At 73.2% G+C, this 16,120-nt stretch carries 12 protein-coding genes; 8 read left to right on the top strand and 4 right to left on the bottom strand.

Translation table 11 applies throughout. The features are described from left to right. Positions 1–7: 7 nt before the first annotated feature. Entirely contained in the window at positions 8–1,063 is a 1,056-nt protein-coding gene (locus ACFV9D_RS15850; RefSeq protein WP_385145748.1) for a biotin/lipoate A/B protein ligase family protein, read from the bottom strand. A gap of 122 nt (positions 1,064–1,185) precedes the next feature. Here ACFV9D_RS15850 and ACFV9D_RS15845 point away from each other — a divergent pair, with 122 nt between their 5' ends. From ACFV9D_RS15845 to ACFV9D_RS15835, 3 genes are all read left to right on the top strand, one after another. Continuing rightward, a complete protein-coding gene (locus ACFV9D_RS15845) occupies positions 1,186–2,022 on the top strand; it encodes an inositol monophosphatase family protein (RefSeq protein WP_385145746.1) in 837 nt (278 codons plus the stop codon). 63 nt (positions 2,023–2,085) lie between these two features. Then, positions 2,086–3,507, top strand: a complete 1,422-nt coding sequence (locus ACFV9D_RS15840; RefSeq protein WP_385145744.1) for a phytoene desaturase family protein — start codon at positions 2,086–2,088, stop codon at positions 3,505–3,507. Positions 3,508–3,514: 7 nt separating this feature from the next. Further along, positions 3,515–4,042, top strand: a complete 528-nt coding sequence (locus ACFV9D_RS15835; protein ID WP_385145742.1) for an O-acetyl-ADP-ribose deacetylase — start codon at positions 3,515–3,517, stop codon at positions 4,040–4,042. Between the two features lie 42 nt (positions 4,043–4,084). Here the strand turns inward: ACFV9D_RS15835 and ACFV9D_RS15830 are convergent, their stop codons facing one another. Next, the gene (locus tag ACFV9D_RS15830) at positions 4,085–4,561 is read right to left on the bottom strand and encodes an Lrp/AsnC family transcriptional regulator (RefSeq protein WP_385145740.1); all 477 of its coding nucleotides are present in this window, start codon (positions 4,559–4,561) and stop codon (positions 4,085–4,087) included. A gap of 115 nt (positions 4,562–4,676) precedes the next feature. On the opposite strand from ACFV9D_RS15830, the gene ACFV9D_RS15825 reads away from it, so the two are divergent. Next, on the top strand, positions 4,677–5,648 hold the full coding sequence (locus ACFV9D_RS15825; RefSeq protein WP_385145738.1) for a DMT family transporter: 972 nt from the start codon (positions 4,677–4,679) through the stop codon (positions 5,646–5,648). Then, entirely contained in the window at positions 5,641–6,822 is a 1,182-nt protein-coding gene (locus ACFV9D_RS15820; RefSeq protein WP_385145736.1) for an aromatic amino acid transaminase, read from the top strand. The genes ACFV9D_RS15825 and ACFV9D_RS15820 overlap by 8 nt, the downstream gene beginning before the upstream one ends. A gap of 6 nt (positions 6,823–6,828) precedes the next feature. Here the strand turns inward: ACFV9D_RS15820 and ACFV9D_RS15815 are convergent, their stop codons facing one another. Then, a complete protein-coding gene (locus tag ACFV9D_RS15815; RefSeq protein WP_385145734.1) occupies positions 6,829–8,754 on the bottom strand; it encodes a glycoside hydrolase family 5 protein in 1,926 nt (641 codons plus the stop codon). A gap of 260 nt (positions 8,755–9,014) precedes the next feature. Between ACFV9D_RS15815 and ACFV9D_RS15810 the strand changes: the two genes are divergently transcribed. Next, positions 9,015–11,075, top strand: coding sequence for a SpoIIE family protein phosphatase (locus tag ACFV9D_RS15810; protein ID WP_385145732.1), 2,061 nt, complete (start codon positions 9,015–9,017; stop codon positions 11,073–11,075). 4 nt (positions 11,076–11,079) lie between these two features. Here ACFV9D_RS15810 and ACFV9D_RS15805 read toward each other — a convergent pair whose 3' ends face one another. Continuing rightward, a complete protein-coding gene (locus tag ACFV9D_RS15805; protein WP_385145730.1) occupies positions 11,080–13,854 on the bottom strand; it encodes a SpoIIE family protein phosphatase in 2,775 nt (924 codons plus the stop codon). Between the two features lie 197 nt (positions 13,855–14,051). On the opposite strand from ACFV9D_RS15805, the gene ACFV9D_RS15800 reads away from it, so the two are divergent. Together ACFV9D_RS15800 and ACFV9D_RS15795 are read left to right on the top strand one after the other, a co-directional pair. After that, positions 14,052–15,605 carry an AlkA N-terminal domain-containing protein gene (locus ACFV9D_RS15800; RefSeq protein ID WP_385145728.1) on the top strand — a complete coding sequence of 518 codons (1,554 nt, stop codon included), beginning with the start codon at positions 14,052–14,054 and terminating at the stop codon, positions 15,603–15,605. A gap of 15 nt (positions 15,606–15,620) precedes the next feature. Further along, a complete protein-coding gene (locus tag ACFV9D_RS15795) occupies positions 15,621–16,118 on the top strand; it encodes a methylated-DNA--[protein]-cysteine S-methyltransferase (RefSeq protein ID WP_385145726.1) in 498 nt (165 codons plus the stop codon). Positions 16,119–16,120: the final 2 nt, after the last annotated feature.

Below are 16,120 nucleotides of genomic sequence, written 5' to 3'. Positions count from 1 at the left end.
GGCGACCCTACGGCACCCGGGCCGTCCACTCCTTCGTCGCGAACTTCGCCGCCGCCAGCTCCTCGGCCCGGGCCGACTCCTCCTCCGTGACGCGGCCCTCCGACAGGCCGTACCGGTCGCGGAAGGAGCCGATCATGCGCTCGATCACCGCCTCGCGCGGCAGGCCCGTCTGACGGCGCAGCGGATCCACCCGCTTCTTCGCGCTTTTCGTGCCCTTGTCGGAGAGCTTCTCGCGGCCGATCCGCAGCACGTCCGTCATCTTGTCGGCGTCGATGTCGTACGCCATCGTCACGTGGTGCAGGACCGCGCCCTCGCCCGCCACCATCCGCTTCTGGGCCGCGCCCGCGATCTTCCCGGCGTCCGTCGCGATGTCGTTCAGCGGCTGGTACCAGGCCTTGACGCCCATGTCGCCGAGCGCGCCGAGGACCCAGTCGTCGAGGTAGGCGTAGCTGTCGGTGAAGGACAACCCCTGGACCAGGGCGTCGGGGACGGAGAGCGAGTACGTGATGGTGTTGCCCGGTTCGATGAACATGGCGCCGCCGCCGCTGATCCGACGGACCACCTCGAAGCCGTGCCGCTCGGCCGCCTCGGGGTCCACCTCGTTGCGCAGCGACTGGAAGCTGCCGATCACGACGGCCGGCGCGCCCCACTCCCAGACCCGCAGGGTCGGCGGGCGGCGGCCGGAGGCGACCTCGGCGGTGAGGACCTCGTCCAGGGCCATGTGCAGGACGGGGGACTGCGGCGGCTCGTGGATCAGCTGCCAGTCGTAGTCGGTCCAGTCCGTCGCGTGGGCGAGGGCCCGGCGGACCGCGACCCCGATGCCCTCCGTGGTGAGCCCGTACATCTCCGTGCCCGGCGGCAGCGCCGCGTCGATCCGGGCCGCGAGCCCCGATGCGTCGGCGTCGACGGGGGCACCCTCGAGGGCGCGGTCGATGGCGAGGATCGCCTCGTCCGGCTCCAGGAAGAAGTCGCCCGCGACCCGGACGTCCGCGAGGACTCCTTCGCGCGTCTCCAGGTCGACGACCACGAGCTTTCCGCCGGGAACCTTGTACTCGCCGTGCACGGACCCTCCCTCTCCCCGTGTTCCCCGTAAGGGGTGAACCGGTCCAAAGCGTACTCCGTGGGGAAACGGAGGGTTAAGGGACGGTCTCCCGGAATGTCAGCCCACCGTGCTTAGCTGGACACATGATCGAAGACTTCCTTGACCACGTCCTCGCCGGCGATACGACCGAGGTGGAGGAGGCGATCCGCAAGGCGGCCGCCGCCGAGATCACGCCGCGCTTCCGGCAGCTCGCCGCGCACGAGATCGTCGAGAAGAACGGGCCGCACGACCTGGTGACGGTCGCCGACCGGGCCGCGGAGGCCCATCTGACCGAGTCGCTCACGACGCTGCTGCCCGGGTCCGTGGTCGTCGGCGAGGAGGCCGTCCACGCCGACCCCGCGGTCTACGACGCGCTCCAGGGCGACGCCCCGGTGTGGATCGTCGACCCCGTCGACGGCACCCGCCAGTTCGTGCGCGGAGAGCCCGGCTTCTGCACCCTCGTCGCCCTCGCGCTCCGCGGCGAGCTCCTCGCCTCCTGGACGTACGCACCGGCCCTCGACGAGATGGCGGTTGCGGTGCGGGGCCGCGGGGCCACGCTCAACGGAGCGCCGATACGGTCCGGCTCGCCGACGCCCAGCGCGGTCCTGGAGGTCGCCACCTCCCACCCCGACTACACGACCGAGGACCAGAAGCGGGCCCTGCTCGGACTGGACGTCGAGGGTGTCCGCCCGCGCCCCTGCGGCTCCGCCGGACTCGAGTACCTTGCGGTGGCCCGGGGCGACCTCGACGCCACCGCCTTCTCCTGGGAGTACGCCTGGGACCACGCCGCCGGGCTGCTCCTGGTGGTCGAGGCGGGCGGCGCGCACACGACGCTCGCCGGCGAGCCGTTCCGTATCACCGGCGGCAACGCGCTGCCCTTCACGGCGGCACGCGATGCGGCCACCGCCGACCGGATCCGGACACTGCTGCGGGGCCGGTGAAGGCCGCCGGAGCCCAGGAATATCCTGGGAGCCTTGGCCATCGGCTGACGAAGGAGTCCGAAGGTGCCGTCGATGCTCGATGCAGTCGTCGTGGGGGCGGGACCCAACGGGCTGACCGCTGCGGTGGAACTCGCCCGACGGGGCTTCTCCGTGGCCGTGTTCGAGGCCAGATCCACCGTGGGCGGAGGCGCCAGGACCGAGGGGCTGACGCTCCCCGGCTTCCTGCACGACCCCTGTTCGGCCGTGCACCCGCTGGGTGTCGGCTCGCCCGTCTTCAAGACGATGCCGCTCGACCGGTACGGCCTGGAGTGGCTGCACCCCCGACTGCCCATGGCGCACCCCTGGGACGACGGCACCGCCGCCGTGCTCTCCCGCTCCGTCGCCGAGACCGCCGCCTCCTTCGGGCCCCGTGACGCCGGCACGTACCGCCGGCTCGTCGCCCCCTACCTCGGCAAGTGGGACACCCTGGCACGGGACTTCATGTCCCTGCCGCTCACCGCGCTGCCCCGGGACCCGGTCACGCTCGCCCGGTTCGGCATCGACGGCCTGCGGCCCTCGACCTGGTTCATGCGCCGCTTCAAGGACGAGAAGGCGCGGGCCCTGTTCGCCGGGCTCGTCGGTCATGTCATCGCCCCGCTGGGCGGGTTCGCCACCACGGCGGTCGGCCTCGTCTTCGCGTTGGCCGCGCACGAGGGCGGCTGGCCGATGCCGCGCGGCGGCTCCCAGGCCATCTCGGACGCCCTCACCGCGTATCTGAAGGACCTGGGCGGCGCCGTCCACACCGACTACGAGGTGAAGCGGCTCGACGACCTGCCGCCCGCCCGCGCGTACGTCTTCGACACCTCGCCCACCGCCCTCGCCCGCATCGCCGGCTTCGGCGGCTACTACGACCACTACCGCTATGGGGCGAGCGTCTTCAAGATCGACTACGCGCTCGACGGCCCCGTGCCGTGGACGGCGGAGGCGCCCCGCCACGCGGGCACCGTCCAGATCGGTCCGACCAGCGGCGAGATCGGCGCCGCCCTGAACGAGGCGTCCTCCGGCACGGCCCCCCGTACGCCCTTCCTCATCACCGCCCAGCCCAGCCTCGTCGACCCCGGCCGCGCCCCCGAGGGCAAACACGCCTTCTGGGCCTACGGCCATGTGCCGAACGGCTGGGAGGGCGACCTCACCGACGCCGTGGAGCGCCAGATCGAGCGCTTCGCCCCCGGCTTCCGCGACCTGGTCCTGGCCCGCGCCACCGCGGGCCCGCCCGAACTCGCCGCCCGCAACGCCAACTACGTGGGCGGCGACATCGCCTGCGGCGCGGCCCGCGGGCTCCAACTGCTGCTGCGCCCCAAGCTGTCGCTGCGTCCGTACGCCACCCCGCACCCCGCGGTCTTCCTCTGCTCCTCCGCGACCCCGCCGGGCCCGGGCGTGCACGGCATGTCCGGCCACAACGCGGCCAAGGCGGTGTGGCGCCGCCTGCGCGCGGCGGCGCGATGATGGTCACATGAGTACGCGACCGGCCCTCGTCCTCGTCCGGGGTGACATCACCGAGCAGCACGTCGACGCCGTCGTCAACGCCGCGAACTCCTCCCTCCTGGGCGGAGGCGGCGTCGACGGCGCCATCCACCGCCGCGGCGGGCCCGCCATCCTGGAGGAGTGCCGCAAGCTCCGCGCCGGGCACTACGGCCGGGGCCTGCCCACCGGCCGCGCCGTCGCCACCACGGCGGGCCTGCTCGACGCCCGCTGGGTGATCCACACCGTCGGCCCCGTCTGGACCCGGGACGAGGACCGTTCGGAGACGCTGGCCTCCTGCTACCGGGAGTCGCTCCGGGTGGCGGACGAGCTGGGCGCCCGTACCGTCGCCTTCCCGGCCATCTCCACCGGCATCTACGGCTGGCCGATGGACGACGGCGCCCGCATCGCGATCGAGACGGTGCGTGCCGCCGCCACGTCGGTGGAAGAGGTGCGGTTCGTCCTCTTCGACGATCATGCGTACCGGGAGTTCGCCGAGCAGATGCGCACGGACGAGTAGCACCCGAACGCCGTCCACGGCCGCCTCAGTGGCCCCGGCACCTCACCTGAGGGAGGCGCCGGGACGCGGGTAGACCCTGGACTGCTTCACGCTGCCGTAGGCGAAGCTGGACTCGATCGACGCGATGCCGGGGATGGCGTGGATCCGGTTGCGCACCAGGGATTCGTACGCCTCCAGGCTCTCGATCACGACCCTGAGCAGGTAGTCGCTGCTGCCCGCCATCAGATAGCAGTCCTGGATGTGCTCGATCCCGTGGATGTGCTCCTCGAACACGTTGACGGCATCGGCGGTGTGGCGTTCCAGCCGGATCCGTACGAAGACGGTGATGGGCAGGCCGTAGGTGACCTGGTCCACCATCGCCGTGTAGCCGCGGATCAGACCCGCCTCCTCCAGGCGGCGCACCCGGCGCAGACAGGGCGAGGGGGACAGCCTGATCCGGTCGGCGAGGTCCTGGTTGGACAGCCGTCCGTCCGCCTGCAACTCGTGGATGATCTGGAAGTCCACAGCGTCCAACGTCACTCCTTGGCAGATTCTGCCCTCACGCTAGGGCAGGAGGGCAGAACTGGCAATCGGCTGCCCCGTCGAAAGCTCTAGCGTTGCTTCAGGCAGCGGTTGCGAGCGGGAGGACTCTTCGGTGGGTGGGATACGTACGGCGGGGGCACCCCCGGCAGGGCCGGCGCGCAGCGTCGGCCAGGGCCGGTCGGGAACGCTCTCGCCGCAGACCGTGGGCCTTGTCGCCCTGCTGCTCACCGTGGCCATCTGGGCCGCGTTCGCCCTCAGTGCCCGCGCCCTGAGCGCCTCCACGCTGCTGCCCGCCGACGCCGCCCTGCTGCGCTTCGGTGTGCCCCTCGTGGTCCTCGCGCCCGCCCTCTGGCGGCGCAGGCGCCGGCTGGCCGCGGTGCGGCCGGGCCCCGCGGTCAAGATCATCTGCGGTGCGGGGGTCCCGTTCTTCCTCGCCGCCATGTACGGCGGGTCGCTGACCTCGGCCGCGTTCGTCGGGGCGATCGTCCCCGGCATGGTCCCGCTGTTCGTCTCCGCCCTCATGGTCGCGGGCGGCAAGAGCGCCCCGCGTGGCACGCAGTCCGCCGGTCTCGCGCTGATCGTGGCCGGCGTCGTCGCACTGGTCTGGCACCACACCGCCGCACTGGACGCGGACGCCCTGCTCGGTACGGGAACGCTGCTCGTCGCCAGTGGACTGTGGGCGCTGTACACCGTGGGGCTGCGCGAGGTGGACCTCGACCCCATCGGTTCCATCGGCCTGCTCTGCCTGCCCTCCTTCGCCGTCATCGCGCTCCTGAGCCTGACCGGGGTCCTGCCCACCGGGCTCGCCCACGCGGCCGGCGGCGACATCGCGCTGTTCCTCGTCGTCCAGGGCCTGGGCGTCGGCCTGTGCGCCGGGCTGCTGTACGCGTTCGCCATCCGCCGCCTCGGCCCGGAGCGCAGCTCGGTCGTCGGCAGCCTCAGTCCGGTCGCCGTCGTCCTCCTCGCCATCCCGCTCCTCGACGAGTCGCCGACCCTCTCCGTCCTGGTCGGCGTCCCCCTCATCACCCTCGGCGTCGCGCTCGCGAACCGGCGCCCCCGATCCAAGGTCTCCGCCCATGCTTGAGCTTCTTCCCGCCCCGCCCGTGGACCCGCTGTGGGACCTGGCCGCCGAATTCGCCGCCGATCCGCGCCCCGAGCGCCTCGACCTCGTCCTCGGCGTCTACCGCGACCACACCGGGGTCACCCCCGTCATGGCGGCGGTCAAGGAGGCCGAGATACGCCTGGCGGAGCGCTCCGTCTCCAAGGAGTACCGCGGGCTCTCCGGCAACACCGCCTTCAACCACGCCATGCTGTCCATGGTCCTCGGCGCCGAGGACCTGACCGCTCGGGCGACGGCCGTGCAGACCGTGGCGGGCACCGGCGCGCTGCGTCTGCTCGCCGATCTCGTCAGCCGGACCCGCCCCGGCACCACGGTGTGGATCAGCGACCCCGCGTACGTCAATCACCGCCCGATCCTGGAGGGCGCCGGGCTCGTCGTCCGTACGTACGGGCACGCCGCCTCCATGCTCGACGACCTGAGCGCCGCCCGACGGGACGACGTCGTCCTGCTCCAGGGCTGCTGCCACAACCCCACGGGAGTCGACCCCTCCTTCGGGGAGTGGGAGGAGCTGGCCGCACTCGCCGCGGCCAACGGCTGGGTCCCCTTCGTCGACCTGGCCTACCACGGGCTCGGCGACGGCCTCGCCGCCGACCTGCGGGCAACCCGGATGCTGGCCGAGCGGCTGCCCGAGGTACTGATCGCCGTCAGCTGCTCCAAGAACTTCGGCCTCTACAGCGACCGCACCGGGTGCGCCATGGTCGTGGGATCGTCGGCGAAGGCGCTGCGGCACGTCGAGACGGCACTCCAGAACGCTGCGCGCGTGATGTACTCCATGCCGCCCGAGCACGGCGCCGCCGTCGTCGCCACCGTCCTCGAGGACGACCGGCTCCGGGCCGACTGGCTCGCCGAACTCGATGCGATGCGCCACCGGATCACGGCCAACCGCGCGGACCTCGTCGCCCACCTGGACGCCCTCGGGCGGGCGGACGTGGCGGCCTCGCTCCGGCGCCAGAAGGGCATGTTCTCCATGCTGCCGCTGACGTCGGACCAGATGCGCCGGATGCGCAGACAGTCCGGCATCTACGGCACCGCCTCGGGCCGCATCAACATCGCGGGCGTCTCCGCGCACCGCATCCCGTACCTGGCGCAGGGCATCGCCACCGCTCTGGAGACGCCCCGCGCCGTGTCGTCGGTCTGACCCCGGCTACGCCTCCGGGGGCGCCGGGCGGCACAGCAGGGCGGCCGGGGAGGGCCGGGCGCCGAACCGGGTGGTGAAGGCGATGCCGGCCGCGTACTCGGTGGGCAGGCACTGGCCCTTGTAGTGGCCGTTCGCGTAGTCGCCGCCGGGGGCGCCAGCCGGGCGATTGTCGCCACGGTCGAACCACACCGTGCGGCCCCCGCTCGTCGGGAGCGCCGTGCGGGCCGGGGCGCACAGGGCGGCGGAGACCCGCTCCCCGCGCACGCTGGAGCCGATGAGGAACTGACCCGCCGGGCACTGGAACTTGGAGTAGCCGCCGGCCCAGTCGCCGCCCGCCGGGACGTGCGACTCGTCGCGGACGACGGAGTGCCCGCCGGTGGAGGACCGCAGGGCAGAACTCGCGCACAGGCCGCGGCCGCCGGTGTGGCTGAGCCCGGCCAGCCGGGCGCCGTCCGGGCACACGGCCTTGCGGGCACCGCTGTCCCAGTCCCCGCCCGCCCGGACGAGCAGCGAGGCGTTGTGGTCGCGGTGGTCGGTCGTCAGCTGGTACCAGGCGGGGACGGCCGGCACGGGCCCGGTGCGGCCGGGGGATTCGGTCAGCCCGGTCCACAGCGGGGTGCGCCAGTCGCCCGCGTCCAGGACACCGGTCCGCCGGCCCTCGGAGTCGTACCGCAGCAGCGCCCAACTATCCCCGCCACCAGCGCTGTTGCTCCAGCCGACCAGCGGCCAGTACGCGTAGTCCACGTCGGCGTCGTCGAGCAGCTCGGTCAGATTGCGGAACCAGTCGCGGGGACGGCTGTTCTGCTCGTCGGCCCCGATGCCGAACTCGCTGATCCAGACCGGGGCGGTGAAGTGCCGGCCGGTCTCCGCGGAGACGTAGAGCGCCTGGTCGTGGACGACCTGGCGCAGCTGCTCGCGGGTGAGGTCCTGGTAGCGCGGGTCGCTGGTCTCTCCCATGCCGGTGGCGCCGCTGTGGTTCGGGCCGGTGTAGCCGTAGAAGTGGGCCGAGTAGACGAGCTTGTTCGACACCACCAGGGTGTGCGAGAGGGTACGGACCGGGGTGAGGGTGGGGCGGCCGTGGGTGAAGCCGTCCACGGGAATGCCCTGCCAGTTGATGCCCTCGACGATGACGAGCAGATCCGGGTTGGCCTCGGCCAGGATGCGGTCGGCGGCCTCCTGGGCGGCGGCGTGCCAGTCGTGGTTGTCGCCGAGACCCCAGTTGGGGTCGTCCCAGACGTCACGGCGGACCTCGTTGTACAGGTCGGCGCCGACCACGCGCGGGTTGGCGCGGTAGCGCTTCGCCATGAACACCCAGTCGTCGGCCCATCGGGCGGTGGACTGCCCGCTGCTGTTCCAGCGCTCGTTGCCGTCCAGTCCGCAGCACCAACGGGTGGTCACGGTGTGGTTGTTGAGGACGACGGCGAATCCGTCGGCGGTGAGGGCGGCGACGACGGCGTCGAAGACCTGGAGCGGGGTCTTGCCGCGCAGCGCCGGATTGGCAGCGACCGCCGCGTCGGGCACGGGAGCCGTGGTGCGCAGCATCTCGTTGGAGAACGGCAGCCGGATGCTGTTCAGGCCGAGGGCGCGGAAGTCGGCGAGGAGCGCCGGAAGCGGCGTGCGGTCCAGGCCGATCGGGATCCCGTGGGAGGGCTGCCCGGCGTGGTGGTTGGCCGGGTCCGCGATGTCGCCCGAGCCGTTCCAGGAGCCCTGGGCGCCGTCCCAGTTGGCGGAGCGCAGCCGGAAGCGGTCGCCGTGGGCGTCGACGATGTACCGGCCGCGGGTGGACAGCGGCGGGGTCCAGTCGGGGGCGGCGGTCGCCACGGGTGCCTCGGGGAGCGGACCGGGCTGCGCCGCGGCCGATCCCGGCAGGGCCGGCACCAGCAAGGCGCCCACCAGAAGGGCGCCTCGGACTACGCATAACAAGCTCTGCATCTCGTACCTGCCAGGACGGTGGGGAGTGGGCGGCGCCAAGTTACCGGCGGGTCGGTACGAGTGGAACCCCTCCGAACGACGCGGGGGCGACCGCTACCAGGCGCGCGCGAAGCCCAGCGCGTCGAGGCGGGGTGCGGTGGTGGGGAGATCCCCGGGCCGTAGGCGCCCCCACCGTACGGAGTGGTGCCACAGCGCCCCGCATCCACGGCTCGGATAGGGTGATCGGGTAGGAACACACCCCCCGGGGTTAGGTCGAAGCGTTGGACACTACTCAGTCGCCGAGTGAGACGCCGGAGCGGCCGCCGGCGGCCATCGGTTACGCCGGTGTCCTGCGCGAACTCCTCCCGATCGCGCTGTGGCGGGAGGACGCCGACGGGCGCGTCGTCGAGTGGTCGCTGGCCGCCCAGGACCTGCTCGGATACCGCCCCGAAGACGTGCTGGGACGCCACGCGTCACCCATTCTGGTCCCCGACACCAACCGGGAACTCGCCGACCAGCTGACCGTCCGCGTCCAGGCCGGCGAGACCGTCGTCGGCACCCTGCCCGTACGGCACCGCGACGGCCACCAGGTCACCATGGAGATGTGGATCGTCCCCGACGCCGACCCCCAGGGGCGGCCGGGCGCCATGCTCATCGCCGTGGAGACCTCCGAGGTCCTGCGGATGCGGGACTCGCTCGCCGCCCTCCAGAGCCTCTTCACCCAGTCGCCCATCGGCCTGGCCACCCTCGGCCCCGACCTGCGGTTCCTCCGGGTCAACGACGCCCTCGCCCGGATGAACGGGGTCTCCGCCGCCGAGCACCTGGGCAGGCGGCTGACCGAGGTGGTGCCCGGGGTCAACGCCGTGGCCCTGGAGGCCACGATGCGGCAGGTCCTCGAACGTGGCGAGGCCGTCGTCGACGTGCGCCGCACCGGCCGGACCCCGGCCGACCCCGACCACGACCGGACCTGGTCCTGCTCGTACGCCCCGCTGCTCGACGGCTCGGGCCGCCGCCTCGGCCTGATCGCCTCCCTCATCGACATCACCGAGGGCCAGCGGGCGCTCGTCGAGGCCGAACGGGCCCGGCGCCGCTTCGCCCTGCTCGCGGAGGCGGGCACCCGGATCGGCACCACCCTCGACCTGCACCAGACCGCCGAGGAGATCGTCCAGGTCCTCGTGCCGCAGCTCGCCGACTCGGCCGACGTACAGCTGCTCGAATCCGTGCTCGAACCCGACGAGGCGGGCGCCTCCACCCACGGCCTGCTGCGCCGCCTCGCGGCCGTCTTCCCCGACCCGACCGCGCCCACCGCGATGCTCAGCCGCGGCCAGACCTTCCAGATCCCGCTCGGCACGGTGTACGAGCAGGTCATCACCGACGCCCGGCCGATGAACCTCTACCACTCCGACCTCCCGGCGCTCTTCCCCGACCCCCGCACCGAACCCCTGCGGGCCTACTTCGAGGCCAACATCGGCTCGGCGCGCATCGTCCCGCTCGTCGCCCGCGGCAAGGTGCTCGGAGGCGTCAGCGTGACCCGGCTCAACGAGCGCGAACCCTTCGACGAGCAGGACTGCGTCCTCATCGACGAACTCGTCGCCCGCGCCGCCCTGAACATCGACAACGCCCGCATGTACACCACCCAGCGCGAGGCCGCCCTCACCCTCCAGCGCAGCCTCACCAACAGCGCCCTGCCCAAGGTCGACGGCCTGGAGCTCACCGGCCGCTACCTCCCCGCGAGCGACCACGACGTGGGCGGCGACTGGTTCGACGTCATCGCCCTGCCCGAGGGCCGGACGGGCCTCGTCATCGGCGACGTCATGGGCCACGGCATCCACGCGGCGGCCGTCATGGGCCAGCTCCGTACGGCCGTACGCACCCTCGCCCGGCACGGAGTGCCGCCCGCGCAGCTGCTCCGCTCCCTCGACGCCGTCGTCGCCGACGTGGGCGAGGACGAGATGGCGACCTGTGTCTACGCCGTCCACGACCCCGCGACCGGCGGAGTCGTCATCGCCCGGGCCGGACACCCGCCACCGGCCGTGGCCACGGCGGACGGCGCGATCACCTTCCTGGAGGGCCCGCCCGGCACCCCGCTCGGCACCGGCGGCCTGGACTTCCGGACCGAGGAGCTGCGGCTGCCGCCGGGGAGCCTGCTGGTGCTGTACACCGACGGCCTCATCGAGGCACGGGACCGGGACCTCGACGAGGGCATGGACCAGCTCGCCCAGGCGCTCCTGCACATCGAACGGCCGCTCAGTCAGCTCTGCGACGACATCCTCGAACAGCTGCTGCCCTGCGCCCCGCCGGACGACGTGGCGGTGCTCCTGGCCCGTACCCCGCTGAGGTGACGGCTCACCAGGCCAGGTCCTCCAGCGCGTCGAGATCCGGCACCGCGAGCGCCGGCAGCTCCGAGCCGCGTGTGGTCAGCGGCAGTTCGGCCCAGATGACCTTCCCGCGCTCGGTGTAGCGGGTGCCCCAGCGCTCGGCGAACTGGGCGACCAGGAACAGCCCGCGGCCGCCTTCGTCGGTGGTGGCCGCGTAGCGCAGATGCGGGGCGGTACTGCTGCCGTCGGAGACCTCGCAGATCAGGCGGCGGTCGCGGAGCAGCCGGACCCGGATGGGCTCGGCGCCGTACCGGATGGCGTTGGTGATGAGCTCGCTGAGGATGAGTTCGGCGGTGAACGCGATGGCGTCCAACTCCCAGGCGTCCAGCTGCGCGGCGCCCGCGTTGCGGATCCGGGAGACCTCGGCCGGGTCGGCGGGGACGTCCCACTCCGCGATCCGGTCGGCCTCCAGCCGCCGGGTGTCGGCCACGAGCAGGGCGATGTCGTCGTCCGGCGCCGGCACCAGCAGGGCGGTCAGGACATCGGCGCAGGCCTGCTCCGGGCTGCGGCCGGTCGTGCCCAGCGCCTCCCGCAGCAGCCCCAGACCCGTGTCGAAGTCCCGGTCGCGGTCCTCCAGGAGACCGTCCGTGAAGAGCACCAGCCGACTCCCTTCCGGCAGCTGCAGCTCGGTCGTCTCGAACGGCATCCCGCCCACACCCAGCGGCAACCCGGCCGGCACCTCGGGGAACTCCACCCGGCCGTCGGTGTGCACGAGCGCGGGCCCGGGATGCCCGGCCCGGGCGATGGTGCAGCGCCCGCTCGCGGGGTCGTAGACCACGTACAGGCAGGTGGCACCGGTCATCCGGTCGCTGCCCTCGTCACCTTCGTCGTCGCTCTCGTCGTCGTCGCCGCCCGCACCGGCCCCGCCCCCGACGTCGCCGGTGTCGGGCCGGTCGATGCGGTCGATCAACTCGTCGAGGTGGCCCAGGAGCTCGTCGGGCGGCAGGTCCAGGGTGGAGAAGTTGTGCACCGCCGTACGCAGCCGGCCCATCGTCGCCGCGGCGTGCAGACCGTGCCCGACGACATCGCCGACGACCAGCGCCACCCGGGCCCCCGGCAGCGGGATCACGTCGAACCAGTCGCCGCCGACGCCCGCCTTCGCGGGCAGGTAGCGGTAGGCGACGTCGACCGCCGACAGCTCGGGCAGGACCCGGGGGAGCAGACTGCGCTGGAGCGTCACCGCCATGGCGTGCTCACGGGTGAACCGGCGGGCGTTGTCGATGGAGACCGCGGCGCGCGCGGTGAGCTCCTCCGCGAACGTCAGGTCCTCCTCCCCGAAGGCGTCGGGGGTGTCGGCCCGCCAGAAGTTGGCCATCCCCAGGACCACGCCCCGGGCGAGCAGCGGCACGGCGACGAGCGAGTGCAGCCCGTACGCGAGGGCGGTGGTCGCCCCGTCGGGATCCTGGGCCCGCCAGCCGTCGGCCGTCGTCAGCTCCGCCACCAGCACCGCATGACCGCTGTCCAGCGCCTGCGCCATCGGCGTGGTCGGCACGACACACCTGATCAGGTCGCCCACCGGCTGGAACGGATGCTCGGCCCGGACACCGCTCAGCGCCGTACGGCGCATCTCGGTGACCGCGCCCGACGGCTCCTCGCCGCGCAGCACCGGCGCGAGGAGCTCCACGGTGACGAAGTCCGCGAAGCGCGGGACGGCGACCTCCGTCAGCTCCTCGGCGGTCCGTACGACGTCCAGCGTGGTGCCGATCCGTACCCCGGCCTCGTACAGCAGCTGCAGCCGGCCCCTGGCCACCTCGGCCCGGCCCGAGACCGTGGCGAGCTCGGTCGAGTCCCGCAGGGTCATCACCGTCCCCGTGGGGCGGCCCCGGTACGGCGCGGTGGGCCGTACGTTCACGGCGAGCAGCCGGTCGCCCGCCAGATGCACCTCGTCGGTCACGACCCGCCCGGAGGAGAGCAGCGCGGCGGTCTGGGGGGCGAGGCCCAGCTCGGTGACGTGCCGCTGCTCGGCGTCGGGAGCGAGGTCGAGCAGCCGCCGGGCCTCGTCGTTGGCGAGCAGCAGCCGGCGGTCCGCGTCGATGATGAGCACGCCCTCGCGCACGGCGTGCAGGACCGCCTCGTGGTGCTCGTTGATCCGGGTCATCTCGACCGGGCCCAGGCCGTGGGTCTGCCGGCGCAGCCGCCGGCTCACCAGCGCGGCGCCGCCGACGGCGAGCAGGAGGGCGCCCGCCGCCGTGCCGAGCAGCAGCGGCAGCTGGCCCTCGACCACGTTGCCGACGTTCTCGATCTCGACACCGGCGCTCACCAGGCCGACGATGTCCCGGTCCTCGGTCCGCACGGGGACGACGGCACGGACCGCGTCCGTCGGCTCGCCGGTGAAGATCTCCGTGAACGACTCGCCGGCCCGGGCGCGTGCGAGGTCGCCGGTGGCGCGCTCCCCTATCAGCTCGGGACGGGAGTCCGTGTAGCGGATCCCGTCGGGGGTCATCACGGCGAGGAAGTCGAGCCCCGAGGCCCGCCGGGCGGTCTCGGCCCGCTCCTGGAGCAGGACGGTCGGGTCGGGCGCTTTCAGAGCGTCCACGAGCCCCGGCGCGTGCGCGAAGGCCTCCGCCGCGGCGAGCGAACGGTTGCGCGCGTCGCGCTCGGTGTCGTACCGGGCCTGGAAGATCAGCGCCAGCGCCCCCACGGTCACCAGCAGCACGACGATGATCGCCTGCAGGGCGAACACCTGCCCGGCGACACTGCGCAGCCCCAGCCCCTTGGGTCGGCGGCCAAGACGTCCGCTCATGGGGTGCTTCTCGGAGGTTCGGCTGTCGTCACGGATTCGGCTGTCACCCGTCCACTTCCTCGGTTCCCCTTCCATGCTGCTCCTGCCGCGGCGGGATATCGAGGCGGAGCGGACCAGTCGTGCCGCTCCGGCCGCCGAAAGGGTCCATGTCGTTTTCTCGCCAGCGGAAGCGCGTTCCGGTCCCCGACCATGGAGGCATGCACACCGACACCGAGCGCTGCGTGCGGGCCGTCCGGTCGAAGGACGCCCGCTTCGACGGCGTGTTCTTCACCGCCGTCCTGACCACCCGGATCTACTGCCGCCCCAGCTGCCCGGTCGTGCCGCCCAAGGCCGAGAACATGGTGTTCCACCCCAGCGCCGCCTCCTGCCAGCGCGCCGGGTTCCGGGCCTGCAAGCGCTGCCGGCCCGACACCAGCCCCGGTTCGCCCGAGTGGAACGTACGCGCCGACGCCGTCGCCCGGGCCATGCGGCTCATCCAGGACGGTGTCGTGGACCGCGAGGGCGTGCCGGGACTCGCGGCCCGGCTCGGCTGGTCCACCCGCCAGATCGAACGCCAGCTCCTCGCCGAACTCGGCGCCGGACCGCTCGCCCTGGCCCGCGCCCAGCGCGCCCAGACCGCCCGGCTGCTCATCGAGACGACCCCGATGCCCATGGCGGAGATCGCCTTCGCGGCCGGCTTCTCCTCGATCCGCACCTTCAACGACACCGTCCGCGAGGTCTTCGCGCTCACGCCCGGGGAGCTGCGCGCCCGCGCCGCCCGGTCCTCGGCCACGCCGGCTGCTTCCCGTACCCGGGACACCTCCCGTACTGCGGACGCTCCCCCTACTCCGGGCGCTTCCCGCACCGCGGACGCTCCCCGCACCCCGGGCGTGATCGCGCTGCGGCTGCCGTACCGCGCACCCCTCAACCCCTCCAACCTCTTCGGCCACCTCGCCGCGACCGCCGTTCCCGGCGTGGAGGAGTGGCGAGACGGCGCGTACCGGCGGACACTGACGCTGCCGCACGGCCACGGCATCGTCGCCCTCACCCCCCGGCCCGACCACATCGCCTGCCGGCTCTTCCTCACCGACCCGCGCGATCTCACCCTCGCCATCAGCCGCTGCCGCTGGATGCTCGACCTCGACGCCGACCCGGTCGCCGTCGACGAGCAGCTGCGTACGGATCCGCTGCTCGCCCCGCTCGTCGAGCGGGCACCGGGGCGGCGCGTGCCGAGGACCGTGGACGCCGCCGAGTTCGCCGTACGGGCCGTGCTCGGCCAGCAGGTCTCCACGGCCGCCGCCCGCACCCACGCCGCCCGGCTCGTCACCGCGCACGGCGTGCCCGTGGAGGACCCCGAAGGCGGCCTCACCCACCTCTTCCCGACCCCGGAGGCGCTCGCCGGCCTCGACCCCGAGTCCCTCGCGCTGCCCCGCAGCCGGCGCACCACCCTCCTCACCCTCGTCGAGACCCTCGCCGACGGCTCCCTGAGCCTCGGACCGGCCACCGACTGGAACGAGGCGCGCGCCCGACTCCTCGCGCTGCCCGGCTTCGGCCCCTGGACCACCGAGGTCATCGCCATGCGGGCCCTCGGCGACCCCGACGCCTTCCTCCCCGGCGACCTCGGCGTCCGCCGCGCCGCCGAGGGCCTCGGCCTGCCCGCCACCCCGGCCGCGCTGACTGCCCGCGCCGCGCAGTGGCGGCCCTGGCGGGCGTACGCCGTCCAGTACCTCTGGGCCACCGACAGCCACCCGATCAACCACCTCCCCGCATAAGGAAGTCGACCCGCCATGCCCGACGTCCGGCACACCGTCGTCGACAGCCCCTACGACGCGCTGACCCTGGTCGCCGTCGACGGTGTCCTCAGCCGCATCCACATGACCGACCAGCGCCACCGCCCCGCCGAGGAGACCTTCGGTGCGCCGGACCCGCACCCCTTCGGCGAGGTGATCCACCAGCTCGACGCGTACTTCGCCGGTGAACTGACCGAGTTCGACCTGCCGTTGAAGCTGATCGGCACCCCGTTCCAGCTGCGGGTGTGGGAGCAGCTCCGCCTCATCCCGTACGGCGAGACGCGTACGTACGGCGAGCTGGCGGAGACCCTCGGCAGCCCCGGGGCCTCCCGCGCCGTCGGTCTCGCCAACGGCAAGAACCCGGTCAGCATCGTCGTGCCCTGCCACCGCGTGATCGGCGCGAGCGGCTCCCTGACGGGATACGGCGGCGGACTCGGCCGCAAGCAGCGGCTGCTCGCCTTCGAGTCGGGCGCGGAGCCCGAATCGCTCTTCTAGCG

Origin of the sequence: Streptomyces sp. NPDC059875 (assembly GCF_042731085.1) — a bacterium.
In the GTDB taxonomy this organism is placed as follows: Bacteria; Actinomycetota; Actinomycetes; order Streptomycetales; family Streptomycetaceae; genus Streptomyces.
This window is presented reverse-complemented; position numbering and strand designations above follow the sequence as displayed.

Bases quoted from the DNA above. Each gene is read 5' to 3' on its own strand.
- ACFV9D_RS15845 (WP_385145746.1), top strand. From the start codon at position 1,186: ATGATCGAAGACTTCCTTGACCACGTCCTCGCCGGCGATACGACCGAG.
- ACFV9D_RS15835 (WP_385145742.1), top strand. From the start codon at position 3,515: ATGAGTACGCGACCGGCCCTCGTCCTCGTCCGGGGTGACATCACCGAG.
- ACFV9D_RS15820 (WP_385145736.1), top strand. From the start codon at position 5,641: ATGCTTGAGCTTCTTCCCGCCCCGCCCGTGGACCCGCTGTGGGACCTG.
- ACFV9D_RS15815 (WP_385145734.1), bottom strand. From the start codon at position 8,754: ATGCAGAGCTTGTTATGCGTAGTCCGAGGCGCCCTTCTGGTGGGCGCC.
- ACFV9D_RS15805 (WP_385145730.1), bottom strand. From the start codon at position 13,854: ATGAGCGGACGTCTTGGCCGCCGACCCAAGGGGCTGGGGCTGCGCAGT.
- ACFV9D_RS15800 (WP_385145728.1), top strand. From the start codon at position 14,052: ATGCACACCGACACCGAGCGCTGCGTGCGGGCCGTCCGGTCGAAGGAC.
- ACFV9D_RS15795 (WP_385145726.1), top strand. From the start codon at position 15,621: ATGCCCGACGTCCGGCACACCGTCGTCGACAGCCCCTACGACGCGCTG.